Annotated in this window: 16 protein-coding genes; 11 read left to right on the top strand and 5 right to left on the bottom strand. The window is 68.2% G+C overall.

The features are described from left to right. The first annotated feature begins 29 nt into the window (after positions 1–29). On the top strand, positions 30–272 hold the full coding sequence (locus ACOGI5_RS11570) for a type II toxin-antitoxin system Phd/YefM family antitoxin (RefSeq protein ID WP_419864569.1): 243 nt from the start codon (positions 30–32) through the stop codon (positions 270–272). Beyond that, complete coding sequence (locus ACOGI5_RS11565) at positions 269–658, top strand: type II toxin-antitoxin system VapC family toxin (RefSeq protein WP_419864568.1); 390 nt, start codon at positions 269–271, stop codon at positions 656–658. The genes ACOGI5_RS11570 and ACOGI5_RS11565 overlap by 4 nt, the downstream gene beginning before the upstream one ends. 35 nt (positions 659–693) lie before the next feature. Here the strand turns inward: ACOGI5_RS11565 and ACOGI5_RS11560 are convergent, their stop codons facing one another. Together ACOGI5_RS11560 and ACOGI5_RS11555 are read right to left on the bottom strand one after the other, a co-directional pair. Beyond that, complete coding sequence (locus ACOGI5_RS11560; protein ID WP_419864567.1) at positions 694–1287, bottom strand: HD domain-containing protein; 594 nt, start codon at positions 1285–1287, stop codon at positions 694–696. Between the two features lie 5 nt (positions 1288–1292). Further along, positions 1293–2318, bottom strand: coding sequence for a branched-chain amino acid aminotransferase (locus ACOGI5_RS11555; RefSeq protein ID WP_419864566.1), 1026 nt, complete (start codon positions 2316–2318; stop codon positions 1293–1295). 145 nt (positions 2319–2463) lie between these two features. Here ACOGI5_RS11555 and ACOGI5_RS11550 point away from each other — a divergent pair, with 145 nt between their 5' ends. From ACOGI5_RS11550 to ACOGI5_RS11540, 3 genes are all read left to right on the top strand, one after another. Beyond that, complete coding sequence (locus ACOGI5_RS11550; protein WP_419864565.1) at positions 2464–4578, top strand: 3-hydroxyacyl-CoA dehydrogenase NAD-binding domain-containing protein; 2115 nt, start codon at positions 2464–2466, stop codon at positions 4576–4578. Positions 4579–4659: 81 nt separating this feature from the next. Then, positions 4660–5517 carry a TauD/TfdA dioxygenase family protein gene (locus tag ACOGI5_RS11545; RefSeq protein WP_419864564.1) on the top strand — a complete coding sequence of 286 codons (858 nt, stop codon included), beginning with the start codon at positions 4660–4662 and terminating at the stop codon, positions 5515–5517. 340 nt (positions 5518–5857) lie between these two features. Continuing rightward, the gene (locus ACOGI5_RS11540; protein WP_419864563.1) at positions 5858–7261 is read left to right on the top strand and encodes a fibronectin type III domain-containing protein; all 1404 of its coding nucleotides are present in this window, start codon (positions 5858–5860) and stop codon (positions 7259–7261) included. An 8-nt stretch (positions 7262–7269) separates the two neighbouring features. Here ACOGI5_RS11540 and ACOGI5_RS11535 read toward each other — a convergent pair whose 3' ends face one another. Then, on the bottom strand, positions 7270–8421 hold the full coding sequence (locus ACOGI5_RS11535) for an Ldh family oxidoreductase (protein WP_419864562.1): 1152 nt from the start codon (positions 8419–8421) through the stop codon (positions 7270–7272). 98 nt (positions 8422–8519) lie between these two features. On the opposite strand from ACOGI5_RS11535, the gene tcuA reads away from it, so the two are divergent. Both tcuA and ACOGI5_RS11525 read left to right on the top strand, forming a co-directional pair. Continuing rightward, a complete protein-coding gene (tcuA, locus tag ACOGI5_RS11530) occupies positions 8520–10073 on the top strand; it encodes an FAD-dependent tricarballylate dehydrogenase TcuA (protein ID WP_419864561.1) in 1554 nt (517 codons plus the stop codon). A gap of 85 nt (positions 10074–10158) precedes the next feature. Further along, the gene (locus ACOGI5_RS11525) at positions 10159–12405 is read left to right on the top strand and encodes an NADP-dependent isocitrate dehydrogenase (protein WP_419864560.1); all 2247 of its coding nucleotides are present in this window, start codon (positions 10159–10161) and stop codon (positions 12403–12405) included. A 7-nt stretch (positions 12406–12412) separates the two neighbouring features. Here ACOGI5_RS11525 and argG read toward each other — a convergent pair whose 3' ends face one another. Continuing rightward, positions 12413–13780: an argininosuccinate synthase gene (gene argG / locus ACOGI5_RS11520; RefSeq protein WP_419864559.1), complete on the bottom strand. Its 1368-nt coding sequence runs from the start codon at positions 13778–13780 to the stop codon at positions 12413–12415. 120 nt (positions 13781–13900) lie between these two features. Here argG and ACOGI5_RS11515 point away from each other — a divergent pair, with 120 nt between their 5' ends. Beyond that, entirely contained in the window at positions 13901–15085 is a 1185-nt protein-coding gene (locus ACOGI5_RS11515) for a M20 family metallopeptidase (RefSeq protein ID WP_419864558.1), read from the top strand. A gap of 34 nt (positions 15086–15119) precedes the next feature. Here the strand turns inward: ACOGI5_RS11515 and ACOGI5_RS11510 are convergent, their stop codons facing one another. Further along, complete coding sequence (locus ACOGI5_RS11510) at positions 15120–15575, bottom strand: nitroreductase family deazaflavin-dependent oxidoreductase (RefSeq protein WP_419864557.1); 456 nt, start codon at positions 15573–15575, stop codon at positions 15120–15122. A gap of 92 nt (positions 15576–15667) precedes the next feature. On the opposite strand from ACOGI5_RS11510, the gene ACOGI5_RS11505 reads away from it, so the two are divergent. The 3 genes from ACOGI5_RS11505 to tkt are packed head-to-tail and all read left to right on the top strand — an operon-like array spanning position 15668 to position 19330. Next, positions 15668–16123: a hypothetical protein gene (locus tag ACOGI5_RS11505; RefSeq protein ID WP_419864556.1), complete on the top strand. Its 456-nt coding sequence runs from the start codon at positions 15668–15670 to the stop codon at positions 16121–16123. Between the two features lie 15 nt (positions 16124–16138). Continuing rightward, positions 16139–17323, top strand: coding sequence for an FIST signal transduction protein (locus ACOGI5_RS11500; RefSeq protein ID WP_419864555.1), 1185 nt, complete (start codon positions 16139–16141; stop codon positions 17321–17323). A 27-nt stretch (positions 17324–17350) separates the two neighbouring features. After that, the gene (gene tkt / locus ACOGI5_RS11495; RefSeq protein ID WP_419864554.1) at positions 17351–19330 is read left to right on the top strand and encodes a transketolase; all 1980 of its coding nucleotides are present in this window, start codon (positions 17351–17353) and stop codon (positions 19328–19330) included. Positions 19331–19356 lie beyond the last annotated feature (26 nt).

The raw sequence follows: 19356 nt of genomic DNA, 5'->3' as shown, positions 1-19356 counted from the left end.
TGAAATCCATTTGGAAGGGCTGAGATTTCATGGAACCATCGGGTGTTGTGAATGTGCACGAAGCCAAGACGCATCTCTCGAAGCTGTTGAGCCGGGTGGAGGCAGGCGAAGAAATCGTGATTGCACGAGCCGGCAAGCCCTGCGCCCGCCTCGTGCCCTACGTGCCGCCGCCATCCCGGCGGATGCCTGGCAGGTTCCGCGGGATCAAGATCCCTCCCGAGTTCTTCGACCCGTTGCCCGACGATGAACTTGCCCTTTGGGAGGGCGAATGAACGACCTCCTGCTTGACACGCACGCGTTGTTGTGGTGGTGGACTGATCATCCGTCACTCTCAGCAGTCGCCCGCGAAGCGATCTCAGACGAAGAAACCCTGGTGTTTGCGAGCGCCGTGAGCGCATGGGAGATGGCAACCAAGGCGAGGATGGACCGGCTGGGTGAATTCAGCGACCTCGTTCCACACTTCGGCGAGTCAGTCACCGCAGACGGCTTCTTGCATCTTCCAGTCATACACGAGCAAGCACTGATGGCAGGCAGCTATGAAGCTGCACACAAGGATCCGTTCGACCGGATGCTGGCAGCGCAGGCCGAGCGCGAGTCGCTGACCCTCGTGACCGCCGACCGTGCGTTCGAGGACTTCCCCATCGCCACACTGTGGTGAAGCGACGCAGCTTGTGATGGCCGTGCCGGCCGCGTTCAGGTCAGGGGGGCGGTGGCGGGGAGTTGTGAGGGGCGGCTGAAGACTTCGTCGAGCAGAGGGCGGAAGTCCTCGACGGCCAAGTTGGGGTATCTCGGGTCGAAGCAGTTCTGGTCGTAGTTCTCGCAGAAGTCCACGCAGGCGTCGTAGTGGGGCGACTCCTGATACTGCTCGCGGGCGTCCCGGTCTCCGCCGAGATGGTGGAAGTAGTAGTAGCCCTGAAAGAGCCCGTGGTGGGCAATCACCCAGTGGGTGCGCTCGTCGACGTAGGGCTGCAGCACCGCAGCGCCGGCAGCGCTGTGATTCTCCGGCGCGAACGCATCGCCGATGTCATGCAGCAGCGCTGCGGTCACCAAGTCAGTCGATTCGCCGTTCCTCAGCGCCCTCGTTGCCGACTGGAGGCTGTGGTCGTAGCGGTCGATCGGGTAGCCCAGCGTCGGTCCGCGCAGGCACTGCAAGATGTTCAACAGGTTGTCGACAAGCCCGGATCGCACGTGTGCGTAGTGCTGGCTGTCCAGGAACGCATAGTCCTCGGCAGTCCCGTGCTCCATGGCGGTCCAGGACACCGTTCGGCTGGCGTCCTGGCTGGCCACGAGGCTCAACCCTTCACTGGGGTGCGCCAGCCGAACGGATCGGGTGCAGCGCCGATCTGGATGTCGACCAGCGCCTGGCGCAGCCGCATCGTATTGCTGCCGGGTTGCCCGTCGCCCACGGTGAGCGTCTTGCCCTCGTACAGGATCGTGCCGACCGGCGCCAGCACGGCGGCTGTCCCCGACAGGAAGGCCTCGCCTCGCTCGGCCCACTCGACGAGCTCCTCGGGGTCGATGGATCGCTCCTCGACTTCGTAGCCCAGCGATGCGGCAAGCTCGATGACCGACGACCGGGTGACGCCATGGAGGAACGACTCATCGAGGTGGCGAGTCACCACCCGCTCGTCATCGGCGAGGAAGAAGTTCGATGCCCCGGTCTCGGTGATGTCGCCGCCGGTGGCAAACAGCATCTGATCGATCGCCTCGTTGCCGGCCATCGCATCCAGCGTCGGCGCCAGCGCCATCGCGTAGTTGCCGCCGCATTTGACCATGCCGAACTGCGGGACGGTCCGGGGGATCTCAGTCTCCACCAGCAACGTGAGTGGCCGAACGCCGCCCTTGAAGTAGTCGCCCACGGGGCAGTTGACGACGTACAGCAGCGCGCTGCGCGTCGGGCGGGCGGCGGCCCCGATGTCGGGCTCGGTGCCGATCAGCGTTGGGCGAATGTAGAGAGAGCCGGGCGGGTCCGGCACTTCGCCGGAGTTGGCCTCGACGGCGTCGATGGACATCTGGTACAGCACATCGCCGTCGATCGCGGGCAGCCGGAGCCGTTCCGCGCTCGCGACCATGCGTGCAACATGGCTGTCCAGCCGGAAGATCGCCAATGACCCGTCGACTTGGCGGTGCGCCTTCAGCCCCTCGAAGATGGCGCTGCCGTAGTGCAGTACGTGCGCTGCGGGGCTGATCGAGAAGTCGCCGAACGGCTCTGCTACGCCGCCGTAGACGTACGGCCCGTCATCGGCGCGCGCCGTCGTCATCCAGTCGCAGAAGATGGTCCCGAACGGGACCGTGAACGGGTCGGGCTTTTCGGTCACCGGCGCTCCATTCGATGCGGCTCGGGGCCCGCAGGCTCCCAGGACATTCGCAGCGTATCGCCGGGCTCCGCCTGCACCGGGGAGAATTCGGAGCCGAGCCGCCCGGCCCGGTCCGGTACGGCCGTCGTTGCGTACGCTGCGGCCCATGACACAGAACGATCCGATGCAGTTGACCGAGTCGGTCCGCCTTGAGCGCCGTGACGATGTGGCGCTGCTCATCGTGAACAACCCGCCCGTCAACGCGCTGAGCTATCACGTGCGCCAAGGCCTCATCGATGGCATGGCAGCGGCCGAGGCCAGCGACGCCGCAGCCATCGTGCTGATCTGCGACGGGCGGACGTTCATCGCCGGCGCCGACATCACCGAGTTCTCCCAGCCGCCGAAGCCCCCTGGCCTCGTGCCCGGCCAAGAGGCCATGGAGAACTGCAGCAAGCCGGTGGTAGCAGCAATCCACGGCACCGCACTCGGCGGCGGGCTCGAGGTAGCGCTGTGCGCGCACTTCCGGGTGGCGATCAGCTCAGCCCAGTTCGGCCTGCCCGAGGTGAAGCTGGGTCTGCTGCCCGGCGGCGGCGGCACGCAGCGCCTGCCGCGCATCACCGGTCCTCAGCGGGCGCTCGAGATCATGGTCAGCGGCGATCCCATCGGGGCTTCTGAGGCGCTGGACTGCGGTCTGATCAATGAGATCGTGGGCGAGTCGCTGGCCGATCTCGAGGCCGGGGCGGTGGCATTCGCACGCCGGGCGGTGGCGGAAGGCATGCCCCGCCCGCGCATCCGAGACCGCAACGACCGCCTCGAGGGCTTCGGCGCCGAGCAGTTCGCAGCGTTCCGAGCCTCGATCGCCCGCCGCACTCGCGGCTTCGAAGCGCCCGACTGCATCGTGCGCTGCGTAGAAGCAGCCGTCGAGACCGGTGCCAGCGGCGACTTCGAGGCCGGGCTTGCCGCCGAGCAGCGCATCTTCGGCGAGCTGATGGGCAGCTCGCAGGCCAACGCGCAGCAGTACTACTTCTTCGCCGAGCGAGCCGCGCAGAAGGTGCCCGACGTGCCGCGGGACACGCCACAGGTCGACATCGGACGTGTCGGCATCCTGGGAGCGGGAACGATGGGCGGCGGCATCGCCATGAACTTCGCCAACATCGGCATCCCGGTCACCCTGGTCGAGCGGGACGAGGCCAGCCTCGAACGGGGTCTCGGCGTGGTGCGGCGCAACTACGAGCGCACCGCAGCGCGCGGCGGCATCTCCTCCGACGACGTGCAGACCCGTATGGATCTGCTGCATGGCTCGACGGACATGGGCGATTTCGCGGACTGCGACCTGATGATCGAAGCCGTCTTCGAGAACATGGATCTCAAAAAGAACGTGTTCGCGCAGCTCGACAGCATCTGCAAGCCGGGCGCAGTACTGGCCAGCAACACCTCCGCGCTCAACGTCAACGAGATCGCCTCGGCGACGTCACGTCCCGAGGACGTCATCGGCATGCATTTCTTCTCCCCCGCCAACGTCATGCGGATGCTCGAAGTCGTGCGCGGCGACGCCACCTCGCACACGGCCATCGCCACTGCCATGTCGATCGGCAAGCGCATCGGCAAGACACCGGTGCTGTGCGGCGTCTGCTACGGCTTCATCGGCAACCGGATGCTGTTCATGCGCGGCATCGAGGCCGAGAAGATGCTGCTGGAGGGCGCCACGCCGGCCCAGATCGACAAGGTCGTGTACGACTTCGGCTTCCCGATGGGGCCGTTCGCCATGAGCGATCTGGCAGGGCTCGACGTCGGCTGGAACGAGGCCACCTCGTCGAGCTCGACGGTGCGCGAGGTGCTGTGCGAGTCGGGCCGCCGCGGCCAGAAGAACGGCCGCGGCTACTACACCTACGACCCCGATACCCGGGCGTCGACCCCCGATCCGGAGGTCGAGCAGATGATCCGCGATTTCGCCTCTGAGCGGGGGGCGGTGCTGCGCGATGTCACCGACCAGGAGATCCTCGAACGCTGCCTGTACCCGATGGTCAACGAGGGCGCCAAGATCCTCGACGAGGGCATCGCGCTGCGGGGCAGCGACGTCGACGTCACCTGGATCAACGGCTACGGCTGGCCCATCTACACCGGCGGGCCGATGTACTGGGCCGATGAAATCGGGCTCGACGAGGTGCTGGGCCGTATCCGCCACTACGACGAGACGCTGGGCGGCGACCACTGGACGCCGAGCCCGCTGCTCGAACGGCTGGCGGCCGACGGCGGCTCGCTCGCCCGTTACGAGAGCTGACGGAAGGGACTGGCGACCGGTCGTCGCGGCCAGAATTGACGCTGGAGTTGCTGTGCCGCATCCAGCAGGGGGGAGATGCCAGTGCTGACGTTCGAGCCCATCCATCCCGATTTCGGCGCCAAGGTCAGCGGCATCGACCTGTCGAAGCATCTCGACAGCGCCGCTGTTGCCGGGCTGCACGACGCCGTCGACACCTACTCGCTGCTCCACTTCGCGGGCCAGCAGATGTCCGACGAGGCACAGCTTGCGCTCACCCGCAGCCTCGGCGAACCCGAGCCGAACCATGTGGTCTTCGGCAAGACCGGCAAGGTGGAGTACTTCGGCACGATCGGCAACGTCATCGACTCCCAGGACAAGCGCGACGAGCGCCACCCGCTGACGCAGAACCAGAAGGGCAACAACCTCTGGCACTCCGACTCGTCGTTCCGCCTGGTGCCGTCGTACGTGTCGATCCTGTGCGCCTACGAAGTGCCCGGCGAGGGCGGCGAGACGCTGTACGCCAGCCAGCGCGCCGCCTACGCCCGGCTCAGCTCCGAGCGTCAGGCCGAGATCGACGACCTCGTGGTGCTGCACGACTACGTGTTCAGCCGCACCAAGGTCGCCCCGGTCGATCCGAACCACGCTGCGTCGCTGCCGCCGATCCCCCAGAAGCTGGTGCGCACCAACCCGAACAACGGGCTCCGGAACTACTACGTCGGCTCGCACGCCCGCTCGATCGTGGGCTGGCACGGCGTCGACAGCCGCCGACTGATCGACGAGCTCAACGAGGCCGCGACCCGCTCACAAGACGAGTACGCGCACCGGTGGAGCCCCGGCGACGTCGTCATCTATGACAACCGCTGCCTGCTGCACCGCGGCGCCGGCTACGACGCCGACCGGTGGCGTCGCTACATGCGCCAGACCCGCGTCCAAGGCGCCGGCCCCACCCTCGAGGAATAGGGCACCGGCGTCACGTCGCGACGTTCTCAGCCAGCATCACCTCTGCGCAAGGGTCGATGGCTCGACCCCATGGCTCGCAAGGACGCGAGCCACACCATTGTGCTTGCCTGCACGGCGGGTGCATCCGCTGGGCGATTCTCAGATATATGTGGCAATACACATTTAGTTTTCATTCATATGAACTAGCTTCATATGAATGGTTCGAGCGTTCGGAAGTTGGCCGCCGCAGCTGCGCGTGATTGCGGGGCCCGTCCTGCGGGGGGGGGGGGGTAGCGGCCGCAATGGTCTAGCCGGCGTTCGGCAGCAAGGCCGCCGTTGGGCGGCGGTGCTGTTGTCAATCGTGCTGTTGGGAGCCGCGGCACCTCCTGGAGCGGGGGCGCAGTCCGACGGTGCTGATGCGCCGGCGTTCGCGGTGGCGTTGGGGTCGTCGTTGGCTGACGTGGGCGCCGCAACGCTGCTGGTAGCAGCGGGCCAAGCAGATGCGGTATTGATGGTCGATGCGCCTGACATGGCCGGTGCCGCAGCCACCTCACTGGTAGGCGAACACGGCGCGTCGGCCTTTGTGCTTGTGGGCGGCTCTGCCGCGGTCGGGCCCGAAATCGAGACTGAGCTGGCTGCTTTGGCGCCGCGCGCGGCGATGTCGAGAGTGTGGGGCGCGGACCGCGAAGCGACCGCGGCGGAGGTGGCGCGTCAGGTGCTGGACGTGTGCCCGGACCCTCGCGGCGCGGTGGTGGCGCTGGCGAACGGCTGGTCCCCTGCTGACACCGCAGCAGCAGCCGCGGCGGTGGCTGCAGGAACCGTCGACGCAGTGCTGTGGACGTCTGCAGACAAGCTGGGCGACGCCGCCACGGAGGCACTCAAGGAGTTCAGCGTGAGGCGGGTTCTGGTCGTGGGTGGTCCCGCCGCGCTCAGCGAGCAGATCGTTGATGCTGCGAGCGCCGCGGCAGGGCCTGCAGCGCAGATTCGGCGCGTGGGCGGCGCGGATCGCGCCGATACCGCCGTGATGGTGGCGCGCGTCGCCACCGCAGGGCGCGCCTCCGCGGCGGTGATCGCGGACGGCTGGGACCTTCCCACGGCCGCGCAAGCGGCGGCGCTCGCAGCCGCCGCCACCGACGCTGTAGTGCTGTTCAGCGAGCCCGGCGGAACCCTCGGTGACGCAGCGGTGCAGTTCCTAGCCGACAGTAAGCCCGAGCGGATCTGGGCGCTCAGCAGCGACGAAGCCACCCGAGGCGCACTCGCCCAGAACGCCGAACAGGCCGCATCCGAAGCACGAGTCACCAAGATCGACAGCCCAACTGCCGCCACAGCGGCAGCAATCCAAGTCTCCCGCCAACAAGACAGTCAGGCCGGCGGCTGCATCGACGCCGGTGACAGCGCTGGGGTCGGATCGTCCGGATCCGGCGGCGGCAGCGGTAGCGGCAGTGACGGCGGGACACGGGCGCGGAACCCGATTCCGCCCAACCCGACGGGAGTCGATGCCTCGCCTCAGGGACCCAACACCGTCCTCATGACTTGGGATCGCTACCCAACGGGTCACTCGGTGATCGAATTGACCGTCGCCTGGAACCCGGCTGTGCACCCCCCCACAGGCATGGTCACCACGGTTGTCGTCGGTTTGTCTGACACTCAGTACACGGTCACAGGGCTGACCCCCGGCGTGGAGTACCAGTTCAGCGTCTTCGCGCGCAACAGCTACGGCGAGAGACGTGGCACCGCTGTGTTCGCCACGACCCCAACGTCATAGTCCCGTGCTCACAGTGACGAGGAACCGGCAGCGGCGATCGTCGATTCGGGGACGCCGGCGGCGCGGGCGCCGCCGCAGATGCTCTCCCAGGTCTCGGCGGGCAGCGTGATGCCGTTGGCCATGCGGTGCTGGCGCCGCTCGTGCTCGACGTCGCCGGGAAGCTTCACCCCCTCGGCGGGATCGATGGCATCGGCGTCGTAGAACCAGTCCAAGTAGTCGGCCGCGATGCCGTTGTAGCCGTCGTCGGTCTCGCCGACAGCCGCGTCCACTTGTGCCGGGTCGACGTAGACCGACAGCATCCCGTTCGCGAAACGAACCCGGCGCGGCCCCGCCGTGCCGGTGCCGGTGAGCGCCCCGGCCAACAGCTCGCACATCACCGAGATGCCTGAGCCCTTGTGCTCGCCCATGGCCCGCAGCGCCCCGGGACCGTCCATCGAGTTCGGCCGCTGGCCCTCGGCGAACGTGTACAGCACCCGCGGATCGCCGGTGATCTCCCCGTCGCCGGAGACCAGCGCGTTGTCAGGGACGGCCGGGCCGCCGTGCAGTGCCACCATGGCCTTGCCCTCGGCCACGACCGATGTCGCGAAGTCGTGAATGACGGGCCGGCGACCGGCCACGGGCGCCCCGTAGGCGCAGGGATTGGTGCCCATGCGTCGGGCTTTCGCACCGAACGGCGCCACCAACCGGCTGTTGGCGACGTTCACGAAGTGCACCGAGACGAGGCCTTCAGCGGCAGCCATCTCGGCGTACTCGCCGATGCGGCCGAGGTGCCCGGCGTTGCGCAGCCCCACCACGGCGACGCCGAGCTCGGAGCAACGCTCGATGCCGAGCTTCACCGCAGCGGGACCGACGGTCTGGCCCATGCCGTACTGGCCGTCCACCAGCAGCAGCGAGCCCGAGTCGATCAGCACCTTGATCTCCTGATCGGCGAGCTGAACGCCGTTGGCCAGCAGCTCGACATACAGCGCCGAGCGGATCACGCCGTGGCTGTCGTGACCGGCCAGGTTGGCCCCCACGAGGCTCGTGCCGATGCGCTCGGACTCGGCGTCCGAGCATCCGGTGTGGCGGAAGATCTCGGCGATGAAGCTCGCCAGTCGTTCGTGGTCGATCACCACCGGCGCATCAGAGCCGGCCTCCGCGGATGTCTGGGTCTCGCTCATCGCCGCAGCGTAGGTCGCCGGCCCAGGGTGTACCGCTCTGGCTCGCTTCGCTCGAGGGCCACTCGGGCCCAGCGCTCAGCCTCATAGGCTCGCCCGGCGTGAGCGAGACCGGTGTGGCTGCGCAGGAGCGACCGCAGCAGTACGACGTGGTGGTGGTCGGTGCGGGCAACGCTGCGATGTGCGCGGCGCTCGCGGCGCACGAGAGCGGCGCCAGGGTGCTGGTGCTGGAGCGGGCGCCGGAGGCCGAGGCCGGCGGCAACAGCCGCTTCACCGCCGGTGCGATCCGCTTCGCCTATGACGGCGTCGATGACCTGCGGGCGCTGATGCCCGATCTCACCGACGCCGAAGTGGCAGTGACCGACTTCGGCACCTACACCGAAGAGCAGTTCTACGCCGACCTAGGCCGCATCTCCGACTACCGGTGCGATCCCGAACTGGCCGACACGCTCGTCACTCGCAGCAAGGACACGCTGATGTGGATGGCGAGCCACGGCGTGCGCTTCGCACCGATCTGGGGCCGTCAGGCCTTCAAGGTGGACGGGCGCTTCACATTCTGGGGCGGCCTCACGGTGGAGTCGGTGGGCGGCGGCGAAGGACTCGTGGAATCGCTGCGGGCGGCGCTTGACCGGAATCGGATCGACCTGTGGCACGAGGCAGCCGGGCGTTCGCTGCTGACCGACGACGCCGGATCCGTGTGCGGCATTCGGGTTCGGCTGCACGACGCCGGCGGGCGGGCGGCGGCGCGTGCAGCAGCGGCGCGCATGGTCGACGTCCAAGCGGACGCTGTCGTGCTGGCTGCGGGCGGCTTTCAGGCGAATGCCGAGTGGCGCACCCGCTACCTGGGACCGGGCTGGGATCTCGCCAAGGTGCGCGGCACCCGTTTCAACACCGGCGACGGCATCAATATGGCGCTCGAAGCGGGCGCGATGCCATACGGCAACTGGAGCGGCGCCCACGCCGTGGCGTGGGATTACAACGCGCCCGAGTTCGGCGACCTCGCCGTCGGCGACGGCTTCCAGAAGCACAGCTACCCGTTTGCGATCGTGCTGAACGCCGACGGTCGGCGCTTCGTGGACGAGGGTGCCGATTTCCGCAACTACACCTACGCCCGCTACGGCCGAGAGATCCTGGCCCAGCCGGGACACTCGGCGTGGCAGGTGTTCGACGCCAGCACCGAACACCTGCTGCGGGACGAGTACCGCATCCGCCAGGTCACCAAGGTGACCGCCGACAGCATCGAAGAGCTCTGCTCGCGCATGGACGGCGTGCACACCGAGCAGGCGCTGGCGACCATCAGCGAGTTCAACGCAGCGGTCGACCGAAGCGTCGGTTTCGACCCGAACGTGCTCGACGGCCGCCGCACTAGGGGCCTGAGCCCCGACAAGACGAACTGGGCGATGCCGATCGAGACGCCTCCCTTCGCCGCGTACCACGTGACCTGCGGCCTGACCTTCACGTTCGGAGGCCTCCGCATCGACGAGACCGGGTGCGTGATGGACACTGACTTGCGGCCAATCAAGGGCCTGTATGCCGCAGGTGAGTTGGTGGGCGGCCTGTTCTACGGCAACTATCCCGGCGGATCGGGCCTGTCGGCGGGCGCAGTCTTCGGCCGCTTGGCGGGAGCCTCCGCTGCGGCGCACGCCACCGGCTGAGCCGCCGCTGCCGAGCGGGCGACGACTCCCCGGCGGGCGATAGCGTCCAATCGCTATGTCCTCTTCGCCCCAAGACGCTGACTCCATGAACACTGGCTCGAAGATCGTCTACACGCACACCGACGAGGCCCCGGCGCTTGCGACGTACTCGCTGCTGCCGATCATCACCGCATTCACCGAGGCTGCGGGTGTCGATGTCGAGACCCGGGACATCTCCCTGACGGGCCGCATCCTCGCGGTGTTCAGCGACCTGCTCGAGCCCCACCAGCGAACCGGCGATGCGCTGAGCGAGCTCGGCGAGTGGACCCAGGATCGCGACGCCAACATCATCAAGCTGCCGAACATCTCTGCCTCGGTGCCCCAGCTCAAGGCCGCCGTGGCCGAGTTGCAGTCGAAGGGTTACGCAGTCCCCGACTATCCCGACGATCCCGCCGACGCATCCGAAATCGAGATCCGCGAGCGCTACGACCGGGTCAAGGGCTCGGCGGTGAACCCGGTGCTGCGCGAGGGCAACTCTGACCGCCGTGCCCCCCGCGCCGTCAAGGAGTACGCCCGGCAGTACCCGCACTCGATGGGCGCCTGGTCGCCGCAGAGCCAGAGCCACGTCGCCACGATGTCTGCCGGCGACTTCCGCTCCAACGAGCAGTCGGCGACGGTGCAGAATGCCGGCTCATTGAGCATCGAGCACATCGACGCTGACGGCAACATCCGCCTGATGCGCAAGGTCGCCGTCGATGCGGGCGAAGTGGCGGATTCCACGTTCATGTCGGTCGCCGCCCTGCGCGAGTTCCTCGACGCCCAGATCGCCGACTCGCGCTCGTCGGGCGTGCTGTTCTCGCTGCACCTCAAGGCCACGATGATGAAGGTCGCTGACCCGATCGTGTTCGGGCATGCAGTGCGTGCCTTCTTCGCTCCCGTGTTCGAGCGGCACGGCGAGGCGCTCGCGGCGGCCGGGGCTGATCCGAACGACGGCTGGGGCAACGTGCTCGCCGCAGTCGAGTCATTGCCAGCGACAGCGCGCGAGGCGATCGAGGCCGACATTGCCGCGGTCCTCGGCGACGGGCCCGGGCTGGCGATGGTCGACTCCGACCGCGGCATCACCAACCTGCATGTGCCGAGCGACGTCATCGTCGACGCGTCGATGCCTGCGATGATCCGCGCCTCCGGCCAGATGTGGAACGCCGAGGGCAACCAGCAGGACACCAAGGCCGTCATCCCCGACTCCAGCTACTCGGGCGTGTTCCAGGCGGTCATCGACGACTGCCGCGAGCACGGCGCGTTCGACCCCACGACAATGGGCTCGGTGCCCAACGTGGGCCTGATGGCGCAGAAAGCCGAGGAGTACGGCAGCCACGACAAGACCTACGAGGTGGACGCAGCGGGGACCATGCGCGTCGTCACCGAATCCGGTGAGGTGCTGATGAGCCACCAGGTCGCCGAGGGCGACATCTGGCGCATGTGCACCACCAACGACGCGGCCATCGCCAACTGGGTGGACCTGGCGATCGAGCGGGGACAGCTCACCGGCGCCGCCGTGGTGTTCTGGCTCGATTCGCAGCGGCCTCACGACGCCCAGCTCATCTCCAAGGTCGATGCCCGGCTGGACGAGCGTCGGTCCGCAGACCCGACGATCGACGAGCTGGACATCCGAACACTGGCGCCAGCCGACGCGTGCCGCTTCTCGCTGCAACGCATCCGGCGCGGGGAGGACACCATCTCGGTGACCGGCAACGTGCTGCGCGACTACAACACCGACCTGTTCCCGATCCTCGAATTGGGCACCTCGGCCAAGATGCTGTCGGTCGTGCCGCTCATGGCCGGCGGCGGTCTCTTCGAGACCGGAGCCGGGGGCTCGGCGCCCAAGCACGTGCAGCAGATGGTGGCCGAGAACCATCTGCGCTGGGACAGCCTCGGCGAATTCCTCGCGCTGGCCGTCTCGCTCGAGCATTTGGCCCGTGTCGCCGACAACGCCGCCGCCCAACTGCTGGCCGACACGCTCGATGCCGCCATCGGCACGTGGCTGGCCGAAGGCCGCGCTCCGAGCCGCCGGGTCAACGAGCCCGACAACCGGGCCAGCCATTTCCACCTCGCCAAGCACTGGGCCGACGAGATGGCCCGCCAGGGATCAGATGCCGATCTGGCCGAGCAGTTCGCCCCGCTCGCAGCGGCGCTGGCCGCCAACGAGCACCAGATCGTCGCCGAGCTGGTGGAGTGCCAGGGCGCGCCGGTCGATCTCGGCGGCTACTACCTGCCCGATCCCGCGCTCGCCGAAGCCGCCATGCGGCCCAGCACCACCTTCAACGAGATTCTCGACAGCTTCCGAAACGGGTAGCCGACGGTCAGGTGTCCAGCTCGGCCAGTCCGCCGGGCCCCAGTCGGCCCGCGTCCCGGTAGGCAGCCAGCTTGTCCCGGCTGTCGGCGATGTCCAGGTTCGCCATGGTGAGCTGACCGATGCGATCGGTCGGACCGAACGCAGCATCCTCCACTCGCTCCATCGACAGCCGGTCCGGCTCGTAGGTCAAGCCCGAACCGGTGGTGTCCAGCACCGAGCAGTCGTCACCACGGCGCAGCCGCAGAGTGACCTCGCCAGAGACGGACGAGCCCACCCAGCGCAGCAGCGAATCGCGCAGCATCAGCGCTTGGGGATCGAACCAGCGACCCTCATAGAGCAGTCGGCCCAAGCGACGGCCCATGGTGCGGTAGTTGTCGATGGTGGCCTCGTTGTGAATCGCCGACAGCAGTCGCTCATACGCGATGTGCAGCAGCGCCATGCCGGGCGCCTCGTAGATGCCGCGCGACTTGGCCTCGATGACGCGATTCTCGATCTGGTCGCTCATGCCGAGCCCGTGCCGTCCGCCGACGGCGTTCGCTTCGAGCACCAGCGCTACGTGGTCGCTGCCTTCGGCACCGTCTGCGTCGAACGTCCGACCGCCGATGGCCACCGGCCAGCCGCCGGCGAAGCGGATCGTCACGTCCTCGGTCTCGATATGGACTGCCGGGTCCCAATGCGCCACGCCCATGATCGGCTCGACGATCTCCATCGACGTGCTCAGGTCCTCCAGTTGCTTGGCCTCGTGGGTGGCGCCCCAGATGTTGGCGTCGGTCGAGTACGCCTTCTCGGTGGGGTCTCGGTACGGCAGGCCGCGCGACACCAGGAACTCGCTCATCCCCGCTCGCCCGCCCAGCTCGTCCACGAACGCGGCGTCCAGCCAGGGCTTGTAGATGCGCAAGCCGGCATTCACCAGCAGGCCGTAGCGGTAGAAGCGCTCGATGTCGTTGCCCTTGTAGGTCGAGCCGTCGCCCCAGATGTCCACGCCGTCGTCAGCCATCGCGGCCACGAGCATCGTGCCCGTCACCGCGCGGCCGAGCGGCGTCGTGTTGAAGTAGGTCCGGCCGGCGGTCGAGATGTGGAACGCGCCGCATTGCAGCGCCATCAGCCCCTCGCGCACCAGCTCGGCACGGCAGTCCACCAGGCGCGCCGCCGCTGCCCCGTAGTCGAGTGCCCGCTGCGGCACCCCTGCCAGGTCCGGTTCGTCGTACTGGCCGAGGTCGGCCGTGTAGGCGCACACCTGCGCGCCTCGCTCGGTCATCCACGCCACCGCGGCTGACGTATCGAGTCCGCCGGAGAACGCGATGCCGACGCGCTCCCCCACGGGCAGTTCGGCCAGCACGCGCGAGCCACCGACGGGCGCAGAACCGTTGGACATAGGCGATAACGGTACGGCTTCGAGTCCCTGAATCGGCCGTGCATTTCGGCCGGCCTCACGCCGTCGTTCACCGCGCTGCCCTCACGTTGCGCGTACGCTCCGCGCCAAGAGGACGGGCATATGGGCACAACCATGAACGACGGCACCCACAACGGCACGGCGACAGGACAGTCGATAGCCGAGTTGCTGAGCGAGATGGTGCGCATCCCCAGCGTCAACCCGCTGCACCACGGGCCGCGTTCAGGCACCGTCGCCGAAGCCGACATGGCCGACTGGGTGGCCGAACGAGCAACGGCCCTCGGCGCAGACGTAGAGCTCGACGAGGTCGAGCCCGGTCGGCCCAACGTGTATGCCCGCTTCGCCGGTCAGACCGAGCGCATGCTCGCCGTCGACGTGCACCTCGACACCGTCGGGGTCGAGCACATGGAGGGCGACCCCTTCGACGGCCGCATCGGCGAAGGACGAGTCTGGGGGCGAGGCTCGGTCGACACCAAGGCGACCATGGCCGTGGTGCTCGCCGTGCTGGGCGAGATGGTTGCTGCCGGACGCCAGCCGATGTGCACCATCGAGCTGGTGGGCACGGTGTCAGAGGAAGGCGGCGGCCTGGCGGGAGCGGGGGCATATCGGGACCGCTTGCTGGAGCGAAACGAACGCCGTGAGCAGATCGTCGTCGCCGAGCCGACGATGTGCGTCCCGGTGTACGGCCACAAGGGCGGACTCGGCCTCGAAGTCGAGGTCGAGGGGCGTGCAGCCCATTCCTCCAAGCCCCACCTCGGCATCAATGCGCTGTCCGCAGGCGCCCGGATCATCGCCGCCATCGACGCCGAGCAGGAACGCTTGGCGAGCCAGCGCGAGGTCGGCGTGCTCGGGGCCGGCACGGTGTCGGTCAACGAGATGGCCGGCGGGAGGGCCCGCAACATCATCCCCGACCATTGCGAGCTGTACATCGGCAGGCGCATCGCCGACGGCGAGGACTACCAAGCCGAGTTCGCTCGCCTCACCGAGCTTGTGCGCGCCGCAGCGCTGCCGGCCCGGGTGAAGGTCCAGCTCGCGAACGACATGGGCGAGAACGCCTTCTTCCAGGCCCCCGGAAGCGATCTGGTCACGGCGATGGCGGAGATGTCAGGCAACGAGCCTGCAGTGGCCGACTTCGGCACGAACGCGCTGCGCTACGGCGAGGTGGCCGACCAGATCGTGGTGTTCGGCCCGGGTTCCATCGATCAGGCCCACCAAGCGATCGAATGGGTCGAGATAGCGGAGCTCGAACGAGCGGCGAACGTCTACCGCCAGCTGCTCGCCCGCTGACTGACGGTCTTGGCTGCCGGATCAGCCTGCTTGATCAGTCGGGGCGGGCCGAGATGAAGACCGGGATCTCGCGGTCTGTCTTGGCCTGGTACTCCGCATAGGGCGGGAAGGCCTCGACGCACCGCTCCCACCACTGCTCGCGCTCGGCCCCGCTGACGAGGCGCACGGTCGTCTCGAAAGGCTCGGGGCCGTCCTGGATCAGGACAGTCGAGTCGGCCATGAGGTTGTGGTACCAGCCCGGATGCGCCGGCGCTCCGCCCTTGGAACCGACGATCGCGTACTCACCGTCGTGCTCGACACGCATCAGCGGGACCTTGCGCACCAAGCCGGTGCGGTGCCCGACGGTGGTCATCACGATGATCGGCAATCCGGTGTCGCGCAGCGTGTTGGCTTCGCCGCCGTTCGACGCCTCGTAGGCGTCTGCCTGCTCCCGGACCCAACCCCATGTGCTCGGTCCGTATTCGCCATCGAACTTCTCGCTCTGTGCCATGCCGGGCAATCTACGAGGCTGAGCCCCAGGTCCGAGCGGTTCGCCCAAATGCGTTCGCCTGTCAGGTGTGCGACACGCCTACGATCCACAGCGTGCAGATCATGTCCGCGCTGTTCATCGAGCACTTCGACATGCGCCAGGCCGCGGGCGGCGCTGCGCGCATCGATCTGGGCGGCGTCCACTTCTCGATGGCGGCCCCCGGGCCATTCCCCGTGACGATCAACCCGCACATGCTGGTGCTGGTGCGCTGCCCCGCGTCGCACACCGGATTAGCAGCGCTCGAGGTGCGGTTCATGCGCGGCGACGAGCAGGTGGCGCGCAACGTGCAACCGCTCAGCGTCGAACCCGGGAAATTCGGCTACAACCTCGTGCAGGCTGAGCTCAGCTTCGACGAGCCGTCGACCGTCGAAGCCCACTGCCGCATCGACCAAGGCGATGTGGTGGTGGTCCCCTTGACCATGAATCCTCCGGCAGATGATCCCGCTCCAGCGCCGACGGCACCGGCCGCGGGCGGGTGGACTGGCACGCCCGCTGCCGAGAACGGCTAGCCGGACCGCACAACGATGCCGTTCACCGTCGGGCTGTCCCAGCACTCCGATCCCGGAGCAGCAACCGGTGAGATCGTGGGCCACGTGCTCGAGTCATTGGGCGTGCAGCCCGACGTGGCCCTGCTGTTCACCTCGGGTGATCACATCACCCACACCGAGGAGATCGCGGCGACCGTCGTCGAGCTGCTCGCGCCGGCAGCGCTCGTCGGTACAACGGCCGTCTCGGTGGCAGCTGGCGAGCGCGAGATCGAAGAACAGACCGCGGCAGTGCTGTGGGCCGGGAGCCTCGGTTCAGGCGTCCGCAGGCGTGCACGCGCAGTCCAGCTCTCGGGCGTGCCAGATCCGGCTGCCGACGACGAGGCCCTCGCGGCCGCGTTCGACGAGGTCGACGCCGTCAGCGATCCCTCGATGATCCTGCTGGCCGACCCGTACTCCTACCCGGTTGATGCGGCGCTGGGCCACTGGGCCGAGCGATGGCCGCACGTCAGCGTGCTGGGCGGTCTGTCCTCCGGGGCGCCGATGCCGGGTGGCAATCGCATCGTGGTTGACGGCGGCGTGCATCGCTCAGGCGCCGCGGCGCTGATCGTGGGCGGCAGCGTGACGGTCACGCACCTGGTCTCCCAAGGATGCCGGCCCATCGGTCAGCCCTACATCATCACCGAGGCTGAGGGGAACGTCGTCCGCTCGCTCGGCGGGCTGCCCCCCTTCGAGCGGCTGCAGCAGATGTTCTCCAAGCTCGATCCGGCCGATCAGCGGCTGGTCCAGCGGGGCCTCCATGTCGGTCGAGTCACCGATGAGGCCAAGGTCGAATTCGAACGAGGCGACTTCCTGATCCGCGGCGTGCTCGGCGCCGACCGCGAGAGCGGCGCGATTGCCATCGGTGACGAGGCGCCGATCGGCGCGACCGTGCAGTTCCATGTGCGCGACGCCGTCACGGCCGACGAGGACCTGCACGAGGCGCTCAGCTACTCGACGCCGGCCGCACGCGCAGCGGCAGGCGCTCTGCTGTTCACCTGCAACGGACGCGGCACCCACCTGTTCGAGACCCCTCACCACGACGTCTCGGTGCTGGCCTCCCACGTCGGGGCTCAGGTCGGCGGCATGTTCTGCGCCGGCGAAATCGGACCGGTCGGGACGCGTTCGTACGTGCATGGATTCACTGCGTCAATGGCGCTGTTCACCGACAGCGACGCGCCATGATGAACCGAGCGTCATGAACCCAGCCGCATGAGTCCCGACGTCACGGACACCGCCTCCATGAACACCTCGCTCGAAGCCCGGCAGATCAACACCATCCGGGCACTGGCGATGGACGCCGTGATGCGCGCCAACAGCGGCCATACCGGAACGGCCATGGCGCTGGCACCCACGGCACACGTGCTCTTCAGCCGCATCCTGCGCTACGACGCCAGCGCACCCGACTGGCCCGACCGCGACCGGTTCATCCTGTCCGCGGGCCACGCCTCGATGCTCGTCTATGCAATGACGCACTTGCTGGGCTACGGCGTCACGCTGGACGACATCCGCGACTTCCGCCAGCTCGGCTCCATCACTCCCGGACATCCCGAGCGCGGCCTCACTCCCGGAGTCGAGGTCACCACCGGTCCGCTCGGGCAGGGGTTCGCCAATGCCGTCGGCATGGCCCTGGCCGAGCGCGGGCTGCGCGCCCGGCTGGGCGCGGACCTCGTCGACCACCGCACGTTCGTCATCGTCAGCGATGGCGACCTGATGGAGGGGATCAGCCACGAGGCGGCGTCGCTTGCCGGCCACCAGCAACTCGGTCGTCTCATCGCGATCTACGACGACAACCGCATCACGATCGACGGCACCACCGACCTGGCGCTCAGCGACGACGCTGCCCGACGCTTCGAGGCCTACGGCTGGCACGTCACCGACCTCGGCGAAGCAGCCGAGGATCTCGAAGCGATCGAACGGGCGCTGCGCTCTGCGATGCTCGTCGACGACCGGCCGTCGATAGTCATCCTGCGCACACACATCGGCTACCCGATGCCCACCGCCATCGACACCTCGGCGGCGCACGGCGCCATCACCGACCCGGCCGAGATTGCTGCCGCCAAGCAGGCCATGGGCATGGATCCTGATGCCGAGTTCGCTGTCGACGACGACGTTGCGGAGGCCTACCTGACCGCCGGCGCGCGGGGCACCGCAGAACGCCTCGAATGGGAGGCTCGACTGGCGGCCAGCGGTCACGACCGCGACTGGCTGGAAGCGCTGTGGTCGGCCCGCTCCACCAACGGCGACCCGGCCGCCGGCCAGACGTTCGAAGCCGGCACCCAGATGGCGACCAGGGTTGCCGCCAACCGCGTGCTGGACGCTTCGTTGGACAACGTGCCCGCTCTCATCTGCGGCGGTGCCGACCTGACCGGCAACACCGGCACCAACATCGCCGCCGAGGTGCTCACCGCGGACAATCCCGGTGGCCGCAAGCTCTTCTACGGCGTACGCGAGCACGCGATGGGCGCCGTCGCCAACGGCATGGCCCTGCACGGCGGGGCGCTTCCCGTGGTCGGCACGTTCCTGGTGTTCAGCGACTACATGCGGCCTGCGGTGCGGTTGGCTGCGCTGAGCGGGGCCAAGACCGTGTTCGTGTGGACACACGACTCGATTGGCGTCGGCGAGGACGGGCCCACCCACCAGCCGATCGAGCACCTCGCGTCGCTGCGTGCGATCCCGGGGTTGAGCGTGATCCGCCCAGCCGATGCCAACGAGACCGCGCAGGCATGGCAGCTCGCGGTCGACCGCGACGGACCGACGGCGCTCGTGCTGACCCGCCAGAACGTCCCCGTGCTCGACGGCACCGATCGCGACGCGCAGGTCGCCCGGGGTGCGTACATCCTGATCGACACTCCGGCCCCCGCGGTCATCCTGGCCGGCACCGGCAGCGAGGTCCAATGCTGCACGGCAGCCGCTGCACTGCTCGCCGCAGACGGCATCGCCAGCTCGGTGGTGTCAATGCCGAGTTGGGATCTCTTCGAGGCCCAAGATCCCGAATATCGAGCCGCTGTGTTCCCCGACGGCGTACCGGTTCTGGGCGTGGAGGCCGCCTCAGCGATGGGCTGGGACCGGTACGCCCACGCCACCGTCACCATGAACCGATTCGGTGCGAGCGCACCGGGCGGGGACCTCATGGATCACTTCGGCTTCACGGCAGCAAGCATCGCCGATGCAGCCCGCAAGCTGCTCTAGAAAGAGACTGCGGAGCTTGATCTCAG

This window comes from Candidatus Poriferisodalis sp. (assembly GCF_965208925.1).
Lineage (GTDB): Bacteria > Actinomycetota > Acidimicrobiia > Acidimicrobiales > Poriferisodalaceae > Poriferisodalis.
This window is presented reverse-complemented; position numbering and strand designations above follow the sequence as displayed.

Excerpts from the sequence above, each read along its gene's own strand:
- ACOGI5_RS11510 (WP_419864557.1), bottom strand. The coding sequence starts at position 15,575 with ATGGCACAGAGCGAGAAGTTCGATGGCGAATACGGACCGAGCACATGG.
- ACOGI5_RS11515 (WP_419864558.1), top strand. The coding sequence starts at position 13,901 with ATGGGCACAACCATGAACGACGGCACCCACAACGGCACGGCGACAGGA.
- ACOGI5_RS11525 (WP_419864560.1), top strand. The coding sequence starts at position 10,159 with ATGAACACTGGCTCGAAGATCGTCTACACGCACACCGACGAGGCCCCG.
- argG (WP_419864559.1), bottom strand. The coding sequence starts at position 13,780 with ATGTCCAACGGTTCTGCGCCCGTCGGTGGCTCGCGCGTGCTGGCCGAA.
- ACOGI5_RS11535 (WP_419864562.1), bottom strand. The coding sequence starts at position 8,421 with ATGAGCGAGACCCAGACATCCGCGGAGGCCGGCTCTGATGCGCCGGTG.
- ACOGI5_RS11565 (WP_419864568.1), top strand. The coding sequence starts at position 269 with ATGAACGACCTCCTGCTTGACACGCACGCGTTGTTGTGGTGGTGGACT.
- ACOGI5_RS11550 (WP_419864565.1), top strand. The coding sequence starts at position 2,464 with ATGACACAGAACGATCCGATGCAGTTGACCGAGTCGGTCCGCCTTGAG.
- ACOGI5_RS11570 (WP_419864569.1), top strand. The coding sequence starts at position 30 with ATGGAACCATCGGGTGTTGTGAATGTGCACGAAGCCAAGACGCATCTC.
- ACOGI5_RS11500 (WP_419864555.1), top strand. The coding sequence starts at position 16,139 with ATGCCGTTCACCGTCGGGCTGTCCCAGCACTCCGATCCCGGAGCAGCA.
- tkt (WP_419864554.1), top strand. The coding sequence starts at position 17,351 with ATGAGTCCCGACGTCACGGACACCGCCTCCATGAACACCTCGCTCGAA.